General features: G+C 51.5%; 25 protein-coding genes. 3 read left to right on the top strand and 22 right to left on the bottom strand.

Annotation, left to right across the window (positions count from 1 at the left end):
- From DPV68_RS04540 to prsW, 15 genes are all read right to left on the bottom strand, one after another.
- A partial coding sequence (locus tag DPV68_RS04540) for a CheR family methyltransferase (protein ID WP_232819502.1) occupies positions 1-528 on the bottom strand: 528 nt, incomplete at its 3' end.
- A 113-nt stretch (positions 529-641) separates the two neighbouring features.
- Positions 642-1,058 (bottom strand): nucleoside-diphosphate kinase, encoded by a 417-nt coding sequence (gene ndk, locus DPV68_RS04535; RefSeq protein ID WP_114165613.1) that lies wholly within the window; start codon positions 1,056-1,058, stop codon positions 642-644.
- Between the two features lie 91 nt (positions 1,059-1,149).
- Positions 1,150-2,085: a polyprenyl synthetase family protein gene (locus DPV68_RS04530; protein WP_232819495.1), complete on the bottom strand. Its 936-nt coding sequence runs from the start codon at positions 2,083-2,085 to the stop codon at positions 1,150-1,152.
- 30 nt (positions 2,086-2,115) lie between these two features.
- Positions 2,116-2,817, bottom strand: a complete 702-nt coding sequence (locus DPV68_RS04525) for a demethylmenaquinone methyltransferase (protein WP_114165611.1) — start codon at positions 2,815-2,817, stop codon at positions 2,116-2,118.
- A 20-nt stretch (positions 2,818-2,837) separates the two neighbouring features.
- Positions 2,838-3,410: a heptaprenyl diphosphate synthase component 1 gene (locus DPV68_RS04520; RefSeq protein WP_114165610.1), complete on the bottom strand. Its 573-nt coding sequence runs from the start codon at positions 3,408-3,410 to the stop codon at positions 2,838-2,840.
- Positions 3,411-3,537: 127 nt separating this feature from the next.
- Entirely contained in the window at positions 3,538-3,810 is a 273-nt protein-coding gene (locus DPV68_RS04515) for an HU family DNA-binding protein (protein ID WP_114165609.1), read from the bottom strand.
- 108 nt (positions 3,811-3,918) lie between these two features.
- A complete protein-coding gene (locus DPV68_RS04510) occupies positions 3,919-4,629 on the bottom strand; it encodes a hypothetical protein (protein ID WP_114165608.1) in 711 nt (236 codons plus the stop codon).
- Positions 4,630-4,632: 3 nt separating this feature from the next.
- Positions 4,633-4,875 (bottom strand): DUF2768 domain-containing protein, encoded by a 243-nt coding sequence (locus DPV68_RS04505; RefSeq protein ID WP_232819494.1) that lies wholly within the window; start codon positions 4,873-4,875, stop codon positions 4,633-4,635.
- A 38-nt stretch (positions 4,876-4,913) separates the two neighbouring features.
- Positions 4,914-5,957 carry an NAD(P)H-dependent glycerol-3-phosphate dehydrogenase gene (locus tag DPV68_RS04500; RefSeq protein ID WP_114165606.1) on the bottom strand — a complete coding sequence of 348 codons (1,044 nt, stop codon included), beginning with the start codon at positions 5,955-5,957 and terminating at the stop codon, positions 4,914-4,916.
- Positions 5,958-5,974: 17 nt separating this feature from the next.
- Positions 5,975-7,285 (bottom strand): ribosome biogenesis GTPase Der, encoded by a 1,311-nt coding sequence (gene der, locus DPV68_RS04495; RefSeq protein WP_034777316.1) that lies wholly within the window; start codon positions 7,283-7,285, stop codon positions 5,975-5,977.
- Between the two features lie 129 nt (positions 7,286-7,414).
- Positions 7,415-8,563 carry a 30S ribosomal protein S1 gene (rpsA, locus tag DPV68_RS04490; protein ID WP_114165605.1) on the bottom strand — a complete coding sequence of 383 codons (1,149 nt, stop codon included), beginning with the start codon at positions 8,561-8,563 and terminating at the stop codon, positions 7,415-7,417.
- 140 nt (positions 8,564-8,703) lie between these two features.
- Positions 8,704-9,327: a lysophospholipid acyltransferase family protein gene (locus DPV68_RS04485; RefSeq protein WP_114165604.1), complete on the bottom strand. Its 624-nt coding sequence runs from the start codon at positions 9,325-9,327 to the stop codon at positions 8,704-8,706.
- On the bottom strand, positions 9,324-10,001 hold the full coding sequence (gene cmk, locus DPV68_RS04480; protein WP_114165603.1) for a (d)CMP kinase: 678 nt from the start codon (positions 9,999-10,001) through the stop codon (positions 9,324-9,326). The genes DPV68_RS04485 and cmk overlap by 4 nt, the downstream gene beginning before the upstream one ends.
- Positions 10,002-10,075: 74 nt before the next feature.
- Entirely contained in the window at positions 10,076-10,741 is a 666-nt protein-coding gene (locus tag DPV68_RS04475) for a flagellar brake protein (RefSeq protein ID WP_114165602.1), read from the bottom strand.
- A gap of 19 nt (positions 10,742-10,760) precedes the next feature.
- Entirely contained in the window at positions 10,761-11,417 is a 657-nt protein-coding gene (gene prsW, locus DPV68_RS04470; protein ID WP_114165601.1) for a glutamic-type intramembrane protease PrsW, read from the bottom strand.
- 106 nt (positions 11,418-11,523) lie between these two features.
- Here prsW and DPV68_RS04465 point away from each other — a divergent pair, with 106 nt between their 5' ends.
- Together DPV68_RS04465 and DPV68_RS04460 are read left to right on the top strand one after the other, a co-directional pair.
- Positions 11,524-12,495 (top strand): asparaginase, encoded by a 972-nt coding sequence (locus DPV68_RS04465; protein ID WP_114165600.1) that lies wholly within the window; start codon positions 11,524-11,526, stop codon positions 12,493-12,495.
- A 57-nt stretch (positions 12,496-12,552) separates the two neighbouring features.
- Entirely contained in the window at positions 12,553-13,539 is a 987-nt protein-coding gene (locus DPV68_RS04460; protein ID WP_198662237.1) for a YpdA family putative bacillithiol disulfide reductase, read from the top strand.
- A 44-nt stretch (positions 13,540-13,583) separates the two neighbouring features.
- Here the strand turns inward: DPV68_RS04460 and DPV68_RS04455 are convergent, their stop codons facing one another.
- The 7 genes from DPV68_RS04455 to DPV68_RS04425 all read right to left on the bottom strand — a co-directional run bounded on the left by DPV68_RS04455 (position 13,584) and on the right by DPV68_RS04425 (position 20,361).
- A complete protein-coding gene (locus tag DPV68_RS04455; RefSeq protein WP_114165598.1) occupies positions 13,584-14,852 on the bottom strand; it encodes a Glu/Leu/Phe/Val family dehydrogenase in 1,269 nt (422 codons plus the stop codon).
- Between the two features lie 148 nt (positions 14,853-15,000).
- Positions 15,001-15,918 (bottom strand): D-alanine--D-alanine ligase, encoded by a 918-nt coding sequence (locus DPV68_RS04450; protein WP_114165597.1) that lies wholly within the window; start codon positions 15,916-15,918, stop codon positions 15,001-15,003.
- 98 nt (positions 15,919-16,016) lie between these two features.
- A complete protein-coding gene (locus DPV68_RS04445) occupies positions 16,017-16,598 on the bottom strand; it encodes an adaptor protein MecA (RefSeq protein ID WP_114165596.1) in 582 nt (193 codons plus the stop codon).
- 61 nt (positions 16,599-16,659) lie between these two features.
- Positions 16,660-17,517 (bottom strand): MerR family transcriptional regulator, encoded by an 858-nt coding sequence (locus DPV68_RS04440; protein ID WP_114165595.1) that lies wholly within the window; start codon positions 17,515-17,517, stop codon positions 16,660-16,662.
- A gap of 165 nt (positions 17,518-17,682) precedes the next feature.
- On the bottom strand, positions 17,683-17,886 hold the full coding sequence (locus DPV68_RS04435; protein WP_114165594.1) for a hypothetical protein: 204 nt from the start codon (positions 17,884-17,886) through the stop codon (positions 17,683-17,685).
- Between the two features lie 41 nt (positions 17,887-17,927).
- Positions 17,928-19,355, bottom strand: coding sequence for a RecQ family ATP-dependent DNA helicase (locus DPV68_RS04430; RefSeq protein WP_114165593.1), 1,428 nt, complete (start codon positions 19,353-19,355; stop codon positions 17,928-17,930).
- Positions 19,339-20,361, bottom strand: coding sequence for a YpbB family protein (locus DPV68_RS04425; RefSeq protein WP_232819493.1), 1,023 nt, complete (start codon positions 20,359-20,361; stop codon positions 19,339-19,341). The genes DPV68_RS04430 and DPV68_RS04425 overlap by 17 nt, the downstream gene beginning before the upstream one ends.
- Before the next feature lie 143 nt (positions 20,362-20,504).
- On the opposite strand from DPV68_RS04425, the gene DPV68_RS04420 reads away from it, so the two are divergent.
- Positions 20,505-20,753 carry a ferredoxin gene (locus DPV68_RS04420; protein WP_021067177.1) on the top strand — a complete coding sequence of 83 codons (249 nt, stop codon included), beginning with the start codon at positions 20,505-20,507 and terminating at the stop codon, positions 20,751-20,753.
- The last annotated feature ends 9 nt before the right edge of the window (positions 20,754-20,762 follow it).

Genomic DNA, 20,762 nt, shown 5'->3' with positions numbered 1-20,762 from the left:
GTCTTCTGTAATGTAATAGTCGTCCCCGCGGCGGGTGAAGTAACGCTGCCGAAAATCGGAAGGCAAGTCGACGAGCGCCCGTTCATGGTATTTGCCTTGCTTCGCTTTTTCGATTACCACGTCATCTAGGTCCGTCGCCGTGATGGTGAACTGGGCGGGTGACAAATGTTTCGATAACAGCATCGCCAACGAATACGGCTCTTCTCCAGTCGAACAGGCCGCGCTCCACACACGCAATTTGCCTTGGCTTTTCCGGATGAGTTCAGGTAAGATGTCCGTCTCCAGCTGTTGCCACCGGATTGGATTGCGATAAAACTCGCTCACGTTGATCGTCATGCGATCTAAAAATTCGTCGTATAACCCGCGATCCGTTTCCATCGCTTTAAAATATTCAATGAACGTGGCATACCCTTTCTTCTCCCGAAGCGCGATCATGCGACGCTTCATCTGCGCCTCTTTATATAAATTCAAGTCGATCCCCGACTTCAAATAAAACTTTTTTACGAAGATGGCATAATCATTTATCACCAGTTCCAACCTCAATTCTTTCTCTTCTCCTAGATCATGTCGTGCCAAAACGAGTGTGAGCGCTTCAATCTCAATACAAAAAGGGACAGGAGGCCCCGTCCCTTTTATCGTCATCAAACGTGTGATGCTTCAGTGGCGAACCAGAGTGACAATTCACGCTCTGCGCTCTCCACGCTATCTGAACCATGGATGACGTTTTGTGACATCGTCGAGGCCAAGTCGCCACGAATCGTTCCAGGCTGTGCGTCAAGCGGGTTCGTCTTCCCGATCATCAATCGAGATACGGCGACGATATTCTCGCCTTCCCACTCCATCGCCACCACAGGACCAGACGTTAAAAAGTCGACCAGCTCTCCAAAGAACGGCTTTTCCTTATGTTCCGCATAATGCGATTGTGCGACTTCCACTGATGGTGTCAACAGCTCAAGACGGTTCAACGTATAGCCTTTATGTTCGAAGCGCGAAATGATTTCCCCAATCAATCCACGTTTCACACCATCCGGTTTCACCATTAAAAATGTTTTTTCCATTCCCCTAATCCCCCTAAATCGATATGTGTACCATGTACGTTATTAGTTTACACGGTCATCACCATTATTGAAAGGGTTTACAAGGTGCCGATTACCATTTTCGTTTCCCGATATACTCGGCGATCTCGATGAGCGACCGTTTGTCGGCCACGTCGGGTAACTCGTCAAGACGTCTGATCGCCCGACTAACATAATGGTCAATCGTCCGTTGGCTTCGCTCGAGCGTCCCATTGCGCTGTACTTCCCGAACGAGCGTATGCGTCAATGCATAGTCAGACGAGTGACTAACTTGTTGTAGCCGGTCAAAAAAGTCCGGATTTTCCGCTGAATAGAAGAGCGGTAGCGTTTTATGACCGTGTTTCAAATCTTCACCGACCGGTTTTCCGAGTTGGAAACTTTTTGCGGTGAAATCGAGCAAGTCGTCCGTCATCTGAAACGCCATCCCGATATCATAGCCGAACAACCGCAGCTGTTTAACAACATCTGGAGAGGCTCCCGAGACGACGGCACCAGCCGCACAGCTCGTCTCGATCAACAGCGCCGTCTTACGAGCGATACGATCAAGATATCGTTTCGGCGATTGGGCCCAGTCATATTGATCTTGGATTTGATTGATTTCCCCGACACAGATCAGTTCCATCGTATCAGCCATGATTTGCATTATGTCCGGGGAATCGATTTCAGAAACGAGCCGAATCGCTTCACCGAACAACGTGTTACCCGTGTACATCGCCACCTGTTCGTCGTAGCGTTCCATGACGGTCGGTTTACCGCGACGAAGTGTGGCGTCATCGATGACATCGTCATGAACGAGCGAGGCCATATGAATCAATTCTAGACTCGCCGCCACTTTCGTCAACCGGATATCTTTCGACTTTCCGAAGCCTGCGCTAAGCAAGACGAACGCCGGCCGAATCCGTTTCCCGCCTGCGTCTAACAGTTGTTTCGAAGCAGCTTCGATGACCGGATGATCCGTTTGGACTCGCGTCGACAAGAACCGGTCGATGTGTTCAATCTCTCGGTTCATGTGGCGATAAAGTCGCTTCAAAGACATCGGTCACCACTTCTTTCCTAGGTGCATGGCACACGCACCGCCAGAGAACGCCTTCACTTCGACTTGTTCGAATCCTGCCGTCTCAAACATCCGTTTTAGCGTCAACCGGTCCGGGAATTGATCGGTCGATTCTTGGAGCCACTTATATTGATCGTACGAGCCGGCAAACACTTTGCCGAATAGCGGCATGACCGATCCGAAATAAAACCGGTATAATTCGCTGAAGAGCGGTGCCGTCGGTTGGCTCGTCTCAAGACAGACGACCGTGCCGCCCGGCTTCAACACCCGGTGCATCTCACGGAGCACCGTCATGTAATCCGGAACGTTGCGAAGACCAAACCCGATCGTCACATAGTCAAACGAGTGATCACCGAACGGCAATGCCATCGCGTTACCATGGATGAGTTCGATTGTCGGATAGTCCGCCACTTTCTCGTGTCCGACCGCGAGCATATTCTCGGAAAAATCAAGCCCTTTGACGACACCGGTATTCCCGGCTGCCTCAGCGAGTTGAATCGTCCAATCGGCCGTTCCGCAACAGACGTCAAGGCATTTAGCACCCGGGAATACTTGCATGCGACGCATCGTCGCTTTACGCCACCATTTGTGCAAACGGAAACTGATAATCGAGTTCATCGTATCGTAGCTCGGTGAGATTGATTGAAACACGTCATATACTTTTTGCTCTTTTTCTTTCGGTTGCAATACGTAACATCCTTTCCGTTCTAAGCGACAGCATGCGCCAGGAGCGTCGATAGCTGTTCTCGTTGTTCTTGGCGCAGTTCCGCCGCCTTTCGTTCGATGATCGTTTTTCCGTATGCGGTCAAGTAAACCTGACCGATTACTTCAGAAAACGTTTTGATCAATCCGAAGTTCGCTTCCATCCATGTCGTGACAGGGACGTCCGCGTCTAACGCGAGTGTACACTTCGCCCCATTGACGAGCTGGACCGTCCGGCCGAAACGATTGCTGTAGTCGGCAGGAAACAGGGCCAGAATTTTATAAAATTGAGCCGAAGCGTAATCACCGGCGAGCACTTTGAGTTGCCGCTCGAGTGAACCGTTCGGACTATCCTTTACTTGATCGTGCAGCTCGAGCGCTTCATGCGCAAAATACGTCGCAAGCACGAGCTGACGTTGTTGATTCGATTCGATTTCAATCATCTCGACCATCCAACGAAGTAAAGGCATGTCGACTGCGGGTACAATCTCGTGTCTCGTCAAATACGGATGGGTCATGCGTTCTTCGATTTGACGAGCAAGGTCGGTGACAACGGTTTCGTATGTCATCTGTTCCATGCTATCCCCCCTCGTCCTCTTCGTTGTCATTCTGACATAGTATAGCACATTTTTGTCACATTCACGCCATGTGAACTCGCTTTCCACCACAAAAAAAGCCGCCTTTCGGCGACTTATGTATTGCCCATTATTTGACCGCATCTTTGAGCGCTTTACCTGCTTTGAAGGCAGGAACTTTGCTCGCCGGGATTTCGATATCTTCTTTCGTACGTGGGTTACGGCCTTTACGGGCAGCACGTTCACGAACTTCAAAAGTACCAAAACCGATCAATTGAATTTTATCACCGTTTTGGAGTGCTTCAGTGATAGATTCGAATGTAGCTTCTACGACTTGCGTAGCATCTTTTTTCGAAACGTTTGCTTTCTCCGCAACTGCTTGGATCAATTCAGTTTTGTTCATCACGATTCACCTCCTCTCACAGGGAGTTTACGGGATTAATCATATCGTACAAACGTTGATATGACAACATTTTTTAGTGAAAAGCCCATATTCGACCCGTTCTGACAATCAGTTGTTTAAAAACTCGACCTCACCTTGTTCATTAATCGTGTACCCTTGCGAATAAGCAGGGGCGAACGGGGAGTCATTATAGAGCAAATACCGAATGTCTTCTCCGACTTTTGGCTCTACATCCGTGTTCTCAAGGGCGGCTTCGATGTCGGTCCGGTAGTCGACAAACAATTGTCCGCTCCCATCGACATAGATTGGCAATTCGGTATCGGTGTACGGGCTCGGGACCGTCGGCTCTTCTGAGACGAAGATGAGGTCATAGTCGATCGTGAACTGATTTTTTCCGATCGAGCCGTCGAACGGGAATTTCCCTTCCTTGGTCCGGAAGGCGTTAATATTCGTCTGTAACGTTTGCAACCGCTCAGTCACGCGAAGATCGATCAGCTTGACCGTCGGTTTCGTCTCAGCATCCACGAGCACGTATAAAAATAAACCTCCGCCTTCGAAACTATTTATCGGCGGGTCGGCCAAGTAGCCAGGCACGAGACGGGCGAATTCAATCGGATAACGCTCCATAAGAGGCGTTTCAGCCGGTTTCGTTTTGATTGGCAAGACACCGGTCGTCTCTTTGAACGAATCAACGGCCGTCTGGACCGATTTCAATTGGTCTTCATACGGTACGTTATCGACTCGGTTCGAGTCCGGGAACATACATCCACTGAGCACGGTCGCCGCCAAAAGACTAGCGACCAATAAGATTCGTTTCACGTATTATCCTCCTGTCGGTCCTGAAGCGACTACATAGATCATGATGATCGTTCCAAATAAAAATATGACGAATGCGATAACGCGGACGAGCGCCGCGAACCATCCTGAAAGCTTCGTATGGCTGACTGCCACCATGAGCGCGGCGATGGCAAATGCTCCAATTCCCGCAAATGAAATCCACATCTTGATGAGTGACGGTGTCACGTCTATCCCCTCGACTTTCTCTTTAATTCTTTCTCCGTACATAAGTGTAGCAAAAAAAACAAAGGAACTGAACGAAAACGTCAGTCCCTTTGCTCTTCGCCGCCTTCAAAGTGGAAGACTTCTTCCATCTCATGCTTTTGAGGGCGTCTCATTAACTTTTGTACTTCATCATGCGGGCTCTTGCCTTCGAACAACACATTGTAAAGGGCTTCCGTGATCGGCATCTCGACACCGGCTTCCCGAGCGAGTGTATGCGCCGCCTCACAGGCACGAACCCCTTCGACGACCATGCCCATGTGACCGAGCACGTCCTCGAGTTTCTCACCACAGCCAATCGCGTTCCCGGCACGCCAGTTACGGCTATGCTGTGACGTGGCCGTGACGATTAAATCGCCGATCCCGGTCAAGCCCGAGAACGAGGCCGGATTGGCACCGAGTTTGACCCCGAGTCGCGCGATTTCAACGATCCCGCGCGTCATGAGGGCCGCTTTGGCATTATCGCCGTAACCGAGGCCGTCCGTCATCCCCGCAGCGAGCGCGATGATGTTTTTAAGGGCACCGCCATACTCCGCTCCGATGACGTCCGAGTTCAAATACACCCGGAACTGATCGTTCGTGAGCAACTCTTGAATCTCATCGGCCACGTCCAAGTCCTCACAGGCGATTGTAATGGTCGTCAATTTGCGGACGGCCACTTCCTCGGCATGCGTCGGTCCCGTCAAGACGCCGATGGCCCGGCGTTTCGACGGGTCGATTTCTTCGGCGATAATCTCCGACAGGCGTTTGTGCGTCTTCGGTTCAATCCCTTTAGCGGCATGGACAAGGACGACCGGTTCCGTGAGTAGCGCGTTCAACTCACGGGACACCGGACGAATCGCCGAGCTCGGGACGACGAGGAACACAATCGAGCGGCCGGCGACTGCTTCCGCTAAGTCCGTCGTCGCCCGAACCGAGGTCGGTAAGGGCGCTTCTTTTAAATACGTCGAGTTCGTGTGGTCGGTATTGATTTCATGCACATGCTCTTCTTCACGTCCATAGAGCAGGACGTCATGTCCGTTATCAGCGAGGACGAGCGATAACGCCGTTCCCCAGCTCCCTGCGCCGATGACAGCAACTTTTGCCATAGAAGGCACCCCCATTACTAGTTTTTCTGACGCGCCACGATATGAATCGGTGTACCTGTGAAGTCAAATGCGCGGCGAATCTGGTTGTCTAGATAACGTTTGTACGAGAAGTGAAGCAACTCTGGATCGTTGACGAACAACACGAACGTCGGCGGCTCGATGGCCACTTGCGTCGCGTAGTTGATTTTGAGTCGCTGTCCTTTGTCCGTCGGCGTCGGGTTCATCGCGACAGCATCGACGATGACGTCGTTCAAGACGCTCGTCGAGATCCGGCGGCGGTGCGACTCGGCCACTTCCTTGATGACCGGAAGGAGCGTCTGGAGCCGTTTCGAGGTGAGAGCCGACAAGAAGACAATCGGCGCGTAGTCGAGGAACAAGAACTCCTTACGGATTTTCTCTTCCATCTTCTTCATCGTCTTGTCATCTTTGTCCACGGCATCCCACTTGTTGACGACGAGCACGATGGCTTTCCCCGCTTCGTGGGCAAGCCCGGCGACGCGTTTGTCTTGCTCGATGATTCCTTCTTCGCCGTCGATGACGACGAGGACGACGTTCGAACGTTCGATTGCCTTTTGGGCACGCATGACGCTGTAGCGCTCGGTAGATTCATACACTTTTCCGCGCTTGCGCATCCCGGCCGTATCGATGATAACGTACTCTTGGCCATCTCGTGTGAACGGTGTATCGATCGCATCGCGAGTCGTTCCCGCGATATCCGAGACGATGACCCGTTCTTCACCGAGAATCGCATTCGTCAAGCTCGATTTCCCAACGTTTGGACGTCCGATGAGCGAGAACTGGATGACTTCTTCGTTGTATTCATAGTCATCTTTATCTGGTGCCAAATCGAGTACTTTGTCGAGCAAATCACCGAGACCGAGACCGTGTGTCCCTGAGATCGGGAACGGGTCGCCGAATCCGAGTGAATAAAACTCATACATGAGCTCGCGCATCTCGAAGTTATCGACTTTGTTGACGGCGAGGACAATCGGTTTGTTTGAACGGAACAACAAGTTCGCCACTTCTTCGTCTGCCGCTGTAATGCCTTCGCGTCCGTTCACCATGAAGATGATGACATCCGCCTCATCGATGGCAAGCTCGGCCTGATGCCGCATTTGCACGAGGAGCGGCTCATCGCCGACCTCGATTCCGCCTGTGTCGATTAAATGAAACTTACGGTTCAACCACTCACCCGTCCCATAAATGCGGTCGCGTGTTACACCGGGCTTATCATCGACAATCGACACGCGATCTCCGATAATCCGGTTAAAAATCGTGGATTTCCCAATATTCGGACGGCCAACGATGGCCACTGCTGGAATTCCCATATAAACACCTCTCTAACTTTCATTCAATAACTGATCGTTTCTAATTGCAACTGTACTATCATATCACAGGCGAATTTATGTGACCATACAAAAAGAAGCGGGAGTCTGGCTCCCGCTTGAACGATCATCTTATTTAGAATCGTCCGAGGTCTCCTCACCTGTCAATTCAGAGACAGAGAACCCTCCTTGGTCACTATACTCGTCAAGCAATGATTGATCCGCGTCTTCCCGCGTCGAATCACTCGACTCGAGTGCACGCATCGAGAGCGAGATTTTCTTCTCGTCGAGATGAACGTCGAGCACTTTAACGATTACTTCTTGGCCCTCTGACAACACTTCAGACGGTGTCGCGATGTGACGATTCGCGATTTGGGAAATGTGAAGCAACCCTTCAACTTGCGGCGCGACCTCTACGAAAGCACCGAACGTGACGAGACGTTTCACTTTCCCTCTCAGCACATCCCCAGGCTGAATTTTACCTTCTACTGATTCCCATGGCCCTGGCTGCGTTTCTTTAATCGACAACTTCACTTTCTCGTTGTCGAGGTCGAGTCCGAGAACCTTCACTTTGACTTTATCGCCTTCAGTCACAACGTCGCTCGGTTTTTCTACCCGGCTATGGGCCATCTCTGAAATGTGGACGAGGCCATCGACGCCGCCGATATCGACGAACGCACCGAAATCAGTGAGACGTTGGACCGTCCCTTCGATGATTTGACCGACCTCGAGCGATTCGAGAGTCTCCGCTTTTTTCGCGCTCATTTCGGCTTCGGCAACCGCTTTATGCGACAAGATGACACGATTTTTCTCGCGGTCGATCTCGACGACTTTAACCGTAATCGGTTTATTCAAATAGGATGAGAAGTCTTCGACAAAGTGGTTCTCTACGAGCGAGGCCGGAATAAATCCACGGATTCCGATATCAACGACAAGTCCACCTTTGACCTTGTCTTTCACCATGACCTCGAACACTTCGCCAGATTCGAATTTAGCGACGATTTGATCCCAAGCTGCCTCAGCATCGACGTCTTTCTTCGAAACGACCACCTCTTCATCCGTGACCTTTTTGACTTTGACACGGATTTCGTCGTTAACATGGAGTGATTCGTTTAAATCGTCTAAATGCATGCTTGATACTTCACTGATTGGTAAAATAGCCTCGGTTTTATAACCGATATCGATTAATGCTTGCTTGTCCTCGATTTTGACGACAGTACCGGTCACAATTTGACCTCGATTAATTTCAAAATCAGGCATATCTTTCATTTCTTCGACCATTCCAACACTACCCCCTCACGATGAGTACAAAAAGGAGCGCCCTAAGGCGCTTACACCTAGTATAAACTTCTTATAATTCGAAAGATTTGTCAAGGTGTTATCAGGTTAGTTCCTTTCCTAGCAATAGATTAAACCTGAAATTAGCGAACGTTCCGTGAATGCTGGATGTACAAATCCGCAATCGTCGCCATGATCAAATCGGCCGCCGTTTGGGCGCTCGCCTTCTCTGTTTTCAATCCGCTCAAATCGATCGGCTCCCCGATCACGACTTTCAACTTGGAGCGGAACTTGTACGTGCCGATGATGGCCACCGGGAGCACCGAAGCGTCCGAACGAAGTGCAAAGAAGCCGACGCCGGCCTGTGCTTTACCGAGCGTACCGTCTTTTGAGCGCGTTCCTTCCGGAAAAATCGAGATGACTTCGTCTTCCTTCAACTTTTGCAAGACGACCCGTAGTGCTTGGCGGTCGCCTTCACCGCGTGATACCGGGATTTGACCGGCTCGGTTCAAAATGTGTTTCAATACCGGCACTCCAAACAACTCTTTTTTTGCGAAGAAACGAAGCTGGCGCTGTTTCGGCATCGCCCCGGCGAGTAGCACCGGGTCCCAGTTTGACTGGTGATTCGAACAAACAATCATCGATCCTTCGAGTGGGACGTTTTCTAGTCCGATATATTCGACACGAAAACTCAACTTGCGAATGATCTTGACGACGCTTACTGCGAGGCGATACATGCCGAACGGTCCATTGTTGAGTGGTTTCATCGTTCAATCACCTGTTTCATCAACTGCTCGATCGCCTCGACGACCCCGTCGATTGACAGTTCCGTCGTATCGAGGAAGTGCGCGTCGTCCGCTTGGCGAAGCGGAGCAACTTCACGTTCCGAGTCGCGCTTGTCGCGGAGGGCAATTTCAAGTTGTAATTGTTCGAGGTCGCTCGGTAACCCTTTTGCCACGTTCTCTTCATGGCGACGGCGGGCCCGTTCTTCGACCGTCGCTGTCATATACACTTTTAAATCAGCGTTCGGTAGGACGTGCGTACCGATGTCGCGACCGTCCATGACGATTCCGCCTTTTCTCGCGAGGTCGCGTTGCAAGTCCATGAGGGCGGCACGTACTTCGGGCTGCCGCGCGACGAAACTGACGTTGTTCGTCACGTCATTCGTCCGAATGACGTCTGTCACTTCTTCGGCGCCATCGAACACGCGTTGACCGTTCTCAGACGGGACGAGCCGTAAATCCATTTTGTCAATCATGGCAGCAAGCATTGGCCCGTCTTCAAGCCCGACACCGTCTTGAAGCGCGCGATACGTGACGGCACGATAAATCGCCCCCGTATCGATATAGACGTATCCTAATTTTTTGGCGAGTGTTTTCGCGATGGTGCTTTTCCCAGCCCCTGCTGGTCCATCTAAAGCAATCTGTAACGGTTTATTCATAAAAAATGGGTATCGGCTCATCCCGATACCCGCCTCCTCTCGGTCATTTGTTCCGAGAACATCATACCAGTTTTTTACCGTGAAGAAAATACAGAGCCAGTCCGTTTCCTTGCTTCTAATTGGGCGCGGAAACAATAGCGTAAAATAATTTCCTGGTCGCGGTGTGACAATTCTTCAAAGCAAAGTGACAACTCTTGCTTCGTCGTCTGTTCTTGAATCCGAACGAGACGGCTTTTGACGCGGAACGTTTGGGGAACGCCGCGGTCGTCTGAGATGTGGAACATGACGATGAGCGACTCATCGATCGCAATGGGCGCTCGGTTCGCCACAATACGCATGCCGCCGGCCGACACGTCGAGCGACGTCGTCTCAAATGACGGGAACGCCTGACCATCTTTAGCAGAAACCGTCACGTTAATCATTTCCGGGACGCGCAAATACTCGCGACGCTGCACACGCTTTATTTTCTTTTCCTCGGGCAAAGTAAAGGCGTAGCGCAGGATGAGTTGCGCATCGCTTACTCGTCTCGATACGACCGTGTCAAAGGCATACAGTTGTTCTTCCCCTTTGAAAAAATAAACGCGCATCGATTCGTCTTCATGCAAGAAAAATGTTTTTAGCGTATCCATCTCGCTCGGAGACTCGATCCAAACGATTTGATCATGGATGGCCGCGATCTTCGTCTTGCCTTCTTTTCTCCCTTCAACTTCCACCCGTAACTCTTGACCTTCTTTTAACATGAAACGATTCCCCTTTATTCTATTTATATTGGCGATGATTGGAACGATTGGCGGTACGAACGAGTAAGAGCGCGACCATCCAAAGGACGACGATATACACGACAGCCGGTACTTTGCTAGTCGGTTCGATGAGCAAAATATAATCAAACATGCCGTGTAATACCGTAGCGGCCATGAGCGCCGTGAACAGCCAAAACCGTTCGTGAGCGGAATGCTTGGCACGGCCGAGACAAAACCCCATGACGACGGCAAAAAGCGCATGACCGCTCACCGGCAGGATGGCGCGCCAAATCGCGATTTCGAGCGAGTCGTACACCCATAAATATAGAAAGTTCTCTAACGTGGCAAAACCGAGTGAACAAGCAACCGCATAGAGAATCCCGTCGTAGTAATCATCAAAGACTTTATGTATGTATATTGTATAATAAATCATGAACCACTTAAAAAATTCTTCTAATAGCGCAGTGGCCACGAACGCCTTCCAGAACGGACCTACGAGCACCTCTTCTTCTACGAACGCATACTGCACGAACATGATCGGAAAGACGAGAATAGCCCCGGCAACGAACGAACGAATCACATAGCCGAGCGGTTCTGCTTCGAGTTCATGCCTGAGATAGAAGTAGAAAAGAAGGGCGAACCCTGGCGCAACCGCAGACAAGGCGATTGCAATCATGGTGCATCTCTCCTTTCTCTTCTTAGCATACACTGAAATGGAGGAAAGAAAAAGTAGGATACACCTAGAAAATGGAAGAAACGCACAAAAAAGTTGGAGGTTACTCATGAAGCATTTATTACTCATCCATACCGGCGGCACCATCGCCATGTCCCAATCAGGGTCGGGTCATGTCTTGCCGAGCGAGGTCAATCCGATCGACGCGACGTTGCCCAAAGCGACAGACATCGCCAACATCACGACAAAACACTTCTCGAACATCCCGTCACCGCATATGACACCGGAAAAAATGCTCGAGCTCGCCCAGTTCATCAATCAACAGTTGACGCAAGACACGTACGATGGGGTCGTCATCACGCACGGTACCGACACGCTCGAAGAGACGGCTTATTTCCTACAAATCACGCTCGGTGCACCAGTACCGATTGTTCTGACCGGTGCGATGCGCTCCTCGAACGAAGTCGGGTCTGATGGAGAATTCAATCTCATCACGGCGCTAAGGGTCGCGCAAAGTGACACGGCGCGCGGAAAAGGCGTGCTCGTCGTCTTCAACGGAGAAATCCACTCCGCATTCAACGTCACAAAGACGCATACGTCCTCGGTCGACACGTTCAAATCGGTCCATTTCGGGAACGTCGGCATGGTCACAAAAGACCACGTCCTCATCTATAGTCAACCAACAACGAAACAACCAAAGATGATTCCATCGATCACGAAACGGGTCGCGGTGTTGAAAGTCGTCGCCGGGATGGAACCAGATTTGATTGAGGCTGTGCTCGCGCTTGGCTATGATGGTCTCGTCCTTGAAGTGCTCGGCCAAGGGAACGTGCCACCTTCAATCGTTCCGGCGCTCGAGATGCTCGTCGAACGGATGCCAGTCGTCATCGTTAGCCGTTGTTTCAATGGGATCGTCCAAGACGTATACGGCTATGTCGGCGGAGGCCAACAGCTGAAAGAGATGGGCATCATCTTCTCGAACGGCTTGAACTCGCAAAAAGCAAGACTTCGTCTCCTCATCGAGCTCGAAGCGGGATCGTCTCAATCGGTCATGGAGCACAGCTTTAGCTTCCAACAATGAGTGGACGACTTGCCAACCGATTCGTCCTTCCATACAATGAGGAATGAGGTGATTTCAATGAATAAACATGCTATCGTCGTCGGCGCCGGACCGTGTGGGCTGTCGGCTGCGATTGAGTTAGAGCGTATCGGCATCTCGTGCACGGTCATCGAGCGCGGTAATATCGTCGACGCCATCTATCGGTATCCGACGCATCAGACGTTCTTCTCGTCTGCCAATTTGCTTGAAATCGGGGATATCCCGTTCATCTGTAAAGATTTGAAACCGCGTCGTCAAGACGCGCTCGTCTATTACCGAGAAGTCGTCAGCCGGACCGGGCTCGACGTCCAACCATTCGAGACGGTCGAAGCAGTCGAGCGGACCGAGAACGGTTTCGTCGTTCGGTCACACCATGACCGCGATGGTGCCAAAGAGCGCCAGGCCGACTACGTCATCTTGGCCACCGGCTATTACGGCCGTCCTCGCACGCTCGACGTCCCAGGTGAAGAATTGCCGCACGTCGCCCATTACTTCAAAGAGGCGCATCCGTTCTATCGGCAGCGTGTCACGGTCATCGGCGGGAAGAACTCCGCCGTCGACGCGGCCATCGAGCTTGAAAAGGCCGGCGCGTATGTCACGGTGCTCTATCGCGGCGACGGCTACAGTCCGTCCGTCAAACCATGGGTTCTGCCGACGTTCGACTCGCTCGTCCGTCACGACAAAGTCCGCCTTGAGCTCGAAGCGGAAATCGTGCGCATCGAGCCGCATCACGTCGTCTATCGTCAACACGGCGAAGAACATCGACTCGAGACGGACCACGTCCTCGCCATGACGGGCTACTTGCCCGACCATGGGTTGTTCGCCGATGCCGGGGTTCAAGTCGACGAGGAGACAGGCGTGCCCGCGTTTGACGAGTCGACGTTCGAGACGAACGTCGACGGCTTGTTCATCGCCGGTGTCGTCGCCGCCGGAAATGACGCCAATAAGATCTTTATCGAGAACGGCCGTTTCCATGGGCAAGCGATCGCCGAGACGCTTCAGGAGCGCAACGGTGTCACATCATAAACAAAGAGAGGGAAGACCTGGTTTCAGGTCTTCCCTCTCTTTTGTTATACCCAACCGCGGAAACGCGACGCTTCCGCCATCTTACGCACACCGACCATATAGGCAGCGAGACGCATGTCGACTTTACGCGCCGACGAGGTGTTGTATACCGTATTGAACGAGTGGACGAGCACTTTTTCAAGCTTCTCTTCCACTTCCTCTTCTGTCCAATAGTAACCTTGGTTGTTTTGGACCCATTCGAAGTACGAGACCGTCACCCCGCCGCTCGACGCGAGCACGTCTGGAACGAGCAGGATGCCGCGTTCCGTCAAGATGCGGGTCGCTTCGTTCGTCGTCGGTCCGTTGGCGGCCTCGACGACGATCGATGCTTTGATATTATCGGCATTGTCCTCGGTGATTTGGTTCTCGATCGCGGCCGGGACCAAAATGTCACAGTCGAGTTCAAGCATCTCTTTGTTCGAAATCGTGTTCTTGAAGAGCGTCGAGATCGTCCCGAACGAATCTCGACGATCGAGAAGATACGGGATGTCGAGACCGTTCTCGTCATGAATCGCACCGTACGCATCGCTGACGGCGATGACTTTCGCCCCGGCGTCATGCATGAACTTCGATAAGAAGCTTCCGGCGTTCCCGAACCCTTGGACGACGACACGCGCCCCTTTCAGTTCGATCCCTCGGCGCAGCGCAGCCTCTCGGATCATGATGGCGACACCTTTTGCCGTCGCCGTCTCACGTCCATGCGAACCGCCAAGGACGAGCGGTTTACCGGTGATGAAACCAGGTGAGTTGAATTCATCGATGCGGCTGTACTCATCCATCATCCATGCCATGATTTGCGAATTCGTAAACACGTCCGGCGCCGGGATATCTTTTGTCGGCCCGACGAATTGACTGATGGCCCGGACATAACCTCGGCTCAATCGTTCAATTTCACGGAAACTCATCTCACGCGGATCACAGACGATTCCACCTTTACCGCCGCCATATGGAAGGTCGACGATGCCGGCTTTCAAGCTCATCCAGACCGACAACGCCTTCACTTCGACTTCCGTCACGCTCGGATGGAACCGGATTCCACCTTTCGTCGGTCCGACGGCATCGTTATGTTGGGCCCGATATCCTGTGAAAATTTTTGTCGATCCATCATCCATACGTACCGGGATGCGGACGGTCAACATCCGAAGCGGCTCTTTCAAGAGCTCGTACATCTCTTCTGGATACCCGAGTTTTTCAAGCGCCTCGTGTATCACTTCTTGTGTCGATTCAAGGATGTTTTTTCGTTTTTGATGACCTTTTTCTTGATCCGTAATCATGAAGGTTTCCTCCCCTAAATTGTCAATTCTCCCCCAAGAATCAACCTCGTATTCGTTTAAAAGTATAGCTGATACGCGCCCAATTTGAAAGGCTTTTACAAAAATAATGAAAGCGTTTTCTAAAACAAATAAGAAGGGTGGTCCCTTCTTATTTTTCGAGTGCGAGTTCGATGAATCGCTCTAACAGCTCACCGTACGAGATCCCGACGGCGCGGGCGCTGTCCGGGAACAAGCTGAGCGGCGTCATGCCCGGGAGCGTGTTCGTCTCTAAGATATAAGCGAGCCCATCTTCAGACACGAGGAAGTCCGAACGGGAATAACCGCTGCAACCGAGGGCACGGTGCGCGTTGATGGCAGCCTCTTGAACTTCCTCAGTCAATGCATCCGACAACTCGGCCGGACAGACGTGAATCGAACCGCCCTCAGAATACTTCGACTCGTAGTCGTAAAACTCGTTTTTCGGGATGATCTCTATGACCGGCAACGCGGCTTCGGTCCCGTGATTTCCAAGGACAGGTACCGTCAATTCACGGCCTTTAATATATTGTTCGACCAAGACGGCCGTATCGCACTGAAACGCTTTTGTGATCCCTTCGCGGAGCATCGCTTCGTCCATCGCGATCGTCAATCCGTTCGATGACCCTTCTTGGGCCGGCTTAACGACACATGGGAACTCATCGCCCCACTCAACGAGTTTCGCATCGATCTCGTCTCCCGTTTCGATGAGAACATCACGGGCGATACGAATGCCGGCAGCGGCAAACATGATTTTTGCGCGGGCCTTGTCCATCGCGAGCGCTGACGCTAAGACACCCGATCCCGTGTACGGCAATCCGGCCATCTCCAAGAGTGACTGGACGCGTCCATCTTCTCCGTATTTGCCATGCAGGGCGCTGACGACGACGTCCGCTTGAAGCGTCAACAGCTCATCGGCCCGGTCCGGATGAAAATCAATCGCTACGACCTCATGACCGCGTTCTTCGAGCGCTTCAATCATTCCTTTACCACTCGTGAGCGAAACTTCTCGCTCACCTGATACACCACCATATAATACTGCGACTTTCATCAAATCTCTCCTTCAGCTAACTTATGAAAAATTCAAATTTTATCATACCATGCGACGACCGAAAACAATAGAAACAGAACGATAAAAAAAAGCCGTACTTACGCGAACGTATCGTACAGCTGTTTCACGGCCTGTTCAGTTTGAATCGTCTTGCCATACTCCATCATGACGTACGGGCTGACAGTCGTCGTGCGACCGTATTCCGACAAGATGGCGGCCAAACGCTCTTCGACATCTGGTTTGAGCACCTCGACAAAGTGTAAATAATAGCGTCCATCGTAATGATAGAGCGCCCCGCCCTGGTCTGTATCCTGCATGTGCGGAAACAGACGGACCGAAGCATTGATGACGTCTTCGATATCGTCAAATTGATAAATCAGATGATGAATCACATCGATCGTCAAACGAATCTCGACTTGCTCTACATCTGCGTCCGGAACGGCCGCCTCGACTTTTTGAACATCGATGACGAGCCCATCACGGGGAAACATCGTCACGTTCAAGTCGACGGTTCCTTGGGGCATGAAACCGAATTCCGCTTCCGCCGTCTCGAGCAATTCCCGCCACAAGTCTTGACCACTCTCGCCAACGATCGTATCGATGGCAATCCCTCGAATCGAAAGGTCACTCGCCGTCAAATATACCCTTAAATGTTCTTTAGTTTGCTTTTCAAATCTCAAACGAAAACCTCCAAAGATTAATCAATCCTACTTTATAAGCTACTCTCGTTTGTTCAACCTGTCAAATAGTTGACAACCACTCGGTCCATGCTTCAGGCGTATCCCCAAGGAAGGCCGATTCGAACTCGGTCGCGTGAAGGCTGACGGCATATCCTCCAGCCCCGATGACAAGATTTGGATGATCGGTTTGGATAAAGCGCATCGCTTCCTTCAAGCCCTCAATATGTTCCGTCAACGTGCAAGAAAAAATCAAGCACTTGGCGTCGATATCGTGCAATGCCTCATTCAAATCCTCTTTCGGGAAACCCGCGCCAAGGAAAATGACGTCATATCCGTATTGGCGCAAATAAAGCGTCACGAACAACAGGCCAATCTCGTGCATCTCGCCCGGGGCACATACACAAATGATTCGTGGTAAAAATGGGTTCATCGGCATCTGTAACGAGAGAGTGGACAAGCGGGCCCGCAAAAAGGCGGTCGCAAAATGCTCATGTGCGATTGTGATGTCCCCATTCTCCCAACGCGTCCCGATTTCCATCAACAGCGGACCGATGATATCTTTTGTTACTTTTTCAAAGCTGAACGTATTAAAAGCACGATTGATTAAATCGTGCGCCTTGCGTTCGTCAAATGAAAGTAACGCCTCAAGCAACCCATCCATCAGCTCCTCATCATAGAGACGGGCAGGCTTTGGCTTCGGGGCTTCATGAAGTTGTTGAATGGCTTGGGATACGGTCAAGCCTTCTCGTTGTTTTTCAACGACCCATTTAATCTTCTCGACGTCTTGGTCGGAATACAACCGGTGGCCGGATTCGGTCCGGCTCGGCACGATGAATTGATAGCGCCGTTCCCATGCCCGAATCGTCGTCGGGTTGACCCCGGTGAGCGATGCGACCGTCTTTATGGAGTACTTTGGCACAGCAGCCCCTCCTTTCCTACAGGTTCTTCACTTTCAGTATAGACCCATCTGAAGCGCTTTACCTGTTTTATTGTGCAATTCCTATGAGAAATCGATGGGATGATCCGATTGATTTGACGAAGCTGAGAATAATTATAAAAAAAATACGACGTCCCCGTCGTATTGTCAGAAAAACAAGGTGTGACGACCTATATATAAAAATACAAGAATAATAGCAAACATCGTCAATGTGAGCATCATGGCGAGTGGCCGCTTCAGCCAATTGTCATTTAATTTCTCTTTTCGCTCATATTCTTGCCGTTCAGAGCGAGACGGCAACGTGTCCACCACTTGTTCACGAAGTGAGTCCGCTTGGTTCCGATGTCGCAACGTGTGCCCTCCTTTACCTTTTTTATCATTTTACTATGATATCATTCAAAGGAGAAGATGCGAGCCAAGCGATGTTTCCAATCTGTCACATTTTTCGTCACAAGTTGCACTGGTGGCGGGAACACGATTTTCCCGCAGACGTCGCAACAATCCGCTTGTTGGACCGGTTGTTCCGAGAAATAGTTCAACAAGTAGTCACGCCGACACGTTTTGATGAGGGCATAATCCATCATCTGTCCGAGTTGGCGATACCGGGCCCGCTTTCTATCTTTTACCCAATCGATCGCCTCGGCAAGCGTCCGTTCGGCGAGCATTTGACTCAACAAGCCCCAGACCGGGTCGTCCTCGTTCAATCGCAACAGACGCGGCAGCTGGGACAGACTCGTACCGTTATCGCGTTCGAAGTAGGCGAGTCGGATATCTTTGTCTTTCGGATATTGTTGGTCAATCAAAAACTGTTGGATGCGTTCGTCACCCTCGGCATAGAGTAAGACGGCAAAAGCCGGTTCACCGTCTCGTCCGGCGCGCCCGATCTCTTGCATATACGCCTCGAGCGTGGCCGGGATTTGGTAATGGATGACCGATCGGACGTTATCTTTATTCACACCCATCCCGAACGCACTCGTACATACCATGATGGCGACCTCATCCCTCAAGAATTGCGACTGCACGAGCCGGCGGTCCTCGGTCGACATGCCGCCATGGTAAAACAAGGCATCGTCGAGATGAAAGGCGAGCGCTTCGGCCTCACGCCGGGTCGCCGTATAGATGACGGCTGGTTTCGGCACATCACGGACGAGTTCGCTCAACCGCCGCATCTTATCTTCCGATTCGAGGCGTTCGACGATCAGCCGAATCTCAGGACGGTTCGCCGAATGGACGAACTGTGCCGGCGAAAAGAGCGCCAACTTCTCGATGATATCCCGTTTCACTGTCTCTGGTGCCGTCGCGGTGACGGCCATGCACTGCGGGCTGCCAAGCTGTTTACGCAGTTCACCCAGACGAGCATACTCGGGACGGAACTCGTGCCCCCACTGCGAGATACAGTGCGCCTCGTCGACGACGAGCATTTGAATTTTTGTCCGTGCGAGCGCCCGCGTCACGTGCGAAACGGCGAGTTGTTCAGGCGACAAATATAAAAAACGGTAACGTTTCAAATGGTTCAAGATGTCCTGCTTCTCCTCGAGTGTCTCCATCGACGTCAATCGCGCAACCCCGCGTTCGCCCCGCTCACGGATATGGAGCATCTGGTCCTCAATTAGCGACAACAGCGGCGACACGATAATGGTTAGCCCGTCATTCTTAATGTAGGACGGGAGTTGAAACGTCAATGACTTGCCGGCCCCGGTCGGCATGATGGCCAATACGTCCTGGCCGTCGGCGACCGCTTCAATCACATCCCGTTGACCGGGACGAAAGGTGTCGTAACCGAACACCCGCTTCAACGTCTTCTCAAACAAATGTCTCACCTCGTTTCAATCTCGCGAATACTAACCGGATCTGGAAATAACTGAGCCCGCCGATTTGTTCAAAGATCGGCTTGAGCGCCCAGCTCGATTCGTCACGCAGCTGTTCGACTTTTTGAATCAGCTCGGTCGGCACGAACTGGTCGAGCGGGAACTCGTCCAAATACATCGCCATCTCGACGACGTGATCCTCGATCGTACTCGTGCGCAACTTTCGCTGCGACTGGACTTGCTGGAACGTCCGTCCGGCCGAGAACAGTTCATATGATTCTCGCGCCGATAGCGTCATCCGCTCGCTCGACAGACCGTGAGCAAAGCCGAGCAGCTTGGCATCCCGCGGCAACTTCCACAGCAGGGCGTTCCAGCCGGCCAAAAAGTAGAGCCGGGCTGTCCGCGCATCGACGTCCAAAAGCGCCGCGATTTGCTCATACGTGTACCCGGTCTCGAACGCGCCCGTGAACCGATAGACGACGGCGGTTGCATACGGATCTCCGACTTCTTCAAGCGCCGTCTCAAGCTCTTGATGAAAGCTATGGATCAGCGGTTGCCATTCCCGTTCGGTCCGGACAATTTGTTTGACCCAACGTTCGGCCAACCGATCGGCCTGAACGGGGTAGAACGTCCGCTCATGCTCGAGCGACATGAACGTCTGGACGAACAAGCTGAGCCGCTTCCACGTCATCGTCGTATAGTCACGGTACTCGCCGCCAAGACGGTCGAACAGCTCACTGACAGATTCCGGAGAAGCAAGCATCTTGCCGGCCTCGGTCAATATGAAACTCGAGCGGTTGAGCCACCCCCGCTTCTCAAACGAGGCGAGCAGTTTCTCATAGTCGTATTTCGTATAAGGGAACAATCCGAAAATTGGTTCCAAATCATAAAAAAAGGCATCTTGAAGCGTCGTTGCCGAACGTTTGCCGTTCAACACATGAAATAAACTGCGCTCACTGCGTTCACCTTTTAAGCGCTCGATTGAAAGCAATAACACCCCGTCCGCTAAATGAACCATCGTTCCACCTCCTCGGTCAAAATTATGCTTCCAAAACGTTATTCGTTTCCTCATTGATAAATTTGGGTATGTAGACTACAATTACTCATAGTCAGTAGAAAGTCATTTCTATGTAGAGAGACGAAATGTTTGGAGGGTTACAAATGGCAAAATTTACGATTGTTGATAAAGATACATGTATCGCATGTGGGGCCTGCGGAGCGGCCGCCCCAGACATCTTCGACTATGATGATGAAGGCCTCGCGTTCAACTTGATGGACGACAACACGGGTACGATCGAAGTCCCAGACGAATTGTATGAGGACTTGATGGACGCGTTCGAAGGATGCCCGACCGACTCAATCAAAGTCGCGGACGAATCGTTCGATGGCGACGCACTCAAGTACGAATAAGCGAGACAT

The organism is Exiguobacterium sp. TNDT2 (genome assembly GCF_003331145.1).
Lineage (GTDB): Bacteria > Bacillota > Bacilli > Exiguobacteriales > Exiguobacteriaceae > Exiguobacterium.
Note: the sequence above shows the minus strand (reverse complement) of the source record. Positions and strands in the feature narration are given on the sequence as shown.

Excerpts from the sequence above, each read along its gene's own strand:
- ndk (WP_114165613.1), bottom strand. The coding sequence starts at position 1,058 with ATGGAAAAAACATTTTTAATGGTGAAACCGGATGGTGTGAAACGTGGA.
- DPV68_RS04530 (WP_232819495.1), bottom strand. The coding sequence starts at position 2,085 with ATGAACCGAGAGATTGAACACATCGACCGGTTCTTGTCGACGCGAGTC.
- DPV68_RS04520 (WP_114165610.1), bottom strand. The coding sequence starts at position 3,410 with ATGGAACAGATGACATACGAAACCGTTGTCACCGACCTTGCTCGTCAA.
- DPV68_RS04515 (WP_114165609.1), bottom strand. The coding sequence starts at position 3,810 with ATGAACAAAACTGAATTGATCCAAGCAGTTGCGGAGAAAGCAAACGTT.
- DPV68_RS04505 (WP_232819494.1), bottom strand. The coding sequence starts at position 4,875 with ATGTACGGAGAAAGAATTAAAGAGAAAGTCGAGGGGATAGACGTGACA.
- DPV68_RS04500 (WP_114165606.1), bottom strand. The coding sequence starts at position 5,957 with ATGGCAAAAGTTGCTGTCATCGGCGCAGGGAGCTGGGGAACGGCGTTA.
- der (WP_034777316.1), bottom strand. The coding sequence starts at position 7,285 with ATGGGAATTCCAGCAGTGGCCATCGTTGGCCGTCCGAATATTGGGAAA.
- rpsA (WP_114165605.1), bottom strand. The coding sequence starts at position 8,563 with ATGGTCGAAGAAATGAAAGATATGCCTGATTTTGAAATTAATCGAGGT.
- DPV68_RS04485 (WP_114165604.1), bottom strand. The coding sequence starts at position 9,327 with ATGAAACCACTCAACAATGGACCGTTCGGCATGTATCGCCTCGCAGTA.
- cmk (WP_114165603.1), bottom strand. The coding sequence starts at position 10,001 with ATGAATAAACCGTTACAGATTGCTTTAGATGGACCAGCAGGGGCTGGG.
- DPV68_RS04475 (WP_114165602.1), bottom strand. The coding sequence starts at position 10,741 with ATGTTAAAAGAAGGTCAAGAGTTACGGGTGGAAGTTGAAGGGAGAAAA.
- prsW (WP_114165601.1), bottom strand. The coding sequence starts at position 11,417 with ATGATTGCAATCGCCTTGTCTGCGGTTGCGCCAGGGTTCGCCCTTCTT.
- DPV68_RS04465 (WP_114165600.1), top strand. The coding sequence starts at position 11,524 with ATGAAGCATTTATTACTCATCCATACCGGCGGCACCATCGCCATGTCC.
- DPV68_RS04460 (WP_198662237.1), top strand. The coding sequence starts at position 12,553 with ATGAATAAACATGCTATCGTCGTCGGCGCCGGACCGTGTGGGCTGTCG.
- DPV68_RS04455 (WP_114165598.1), bottom strand. The coding sequence starts at position 14,852 with ATGATTACGGATCAAGAAAAAGGTCATCAAAAACGAAAAAACATCCTT.
- DPV68_RS04450 (WP_114165597.1), bottom strand. The coding sequence starts at position 15,918 with ATGAAAGTCGCAGTATTATATGGTGGTGTATCAGGTGAGCGAGAAGTT.
- DPV68_RS04425 (WP_232819493.1), bottom strand. The coding sequence starts at position 20,361 with ATGGTTCATTTAGCGGACGGGGTGTTATTGCTTTCAATCGAGCGCTTA.
- DPV68_RS04420 (WP_021067177.1), top strand. The coding sequence starts at position 20,505 with ATGGCAAAATTTACGATTGTTGATAAAGATACATGTATCGCATGTGGG.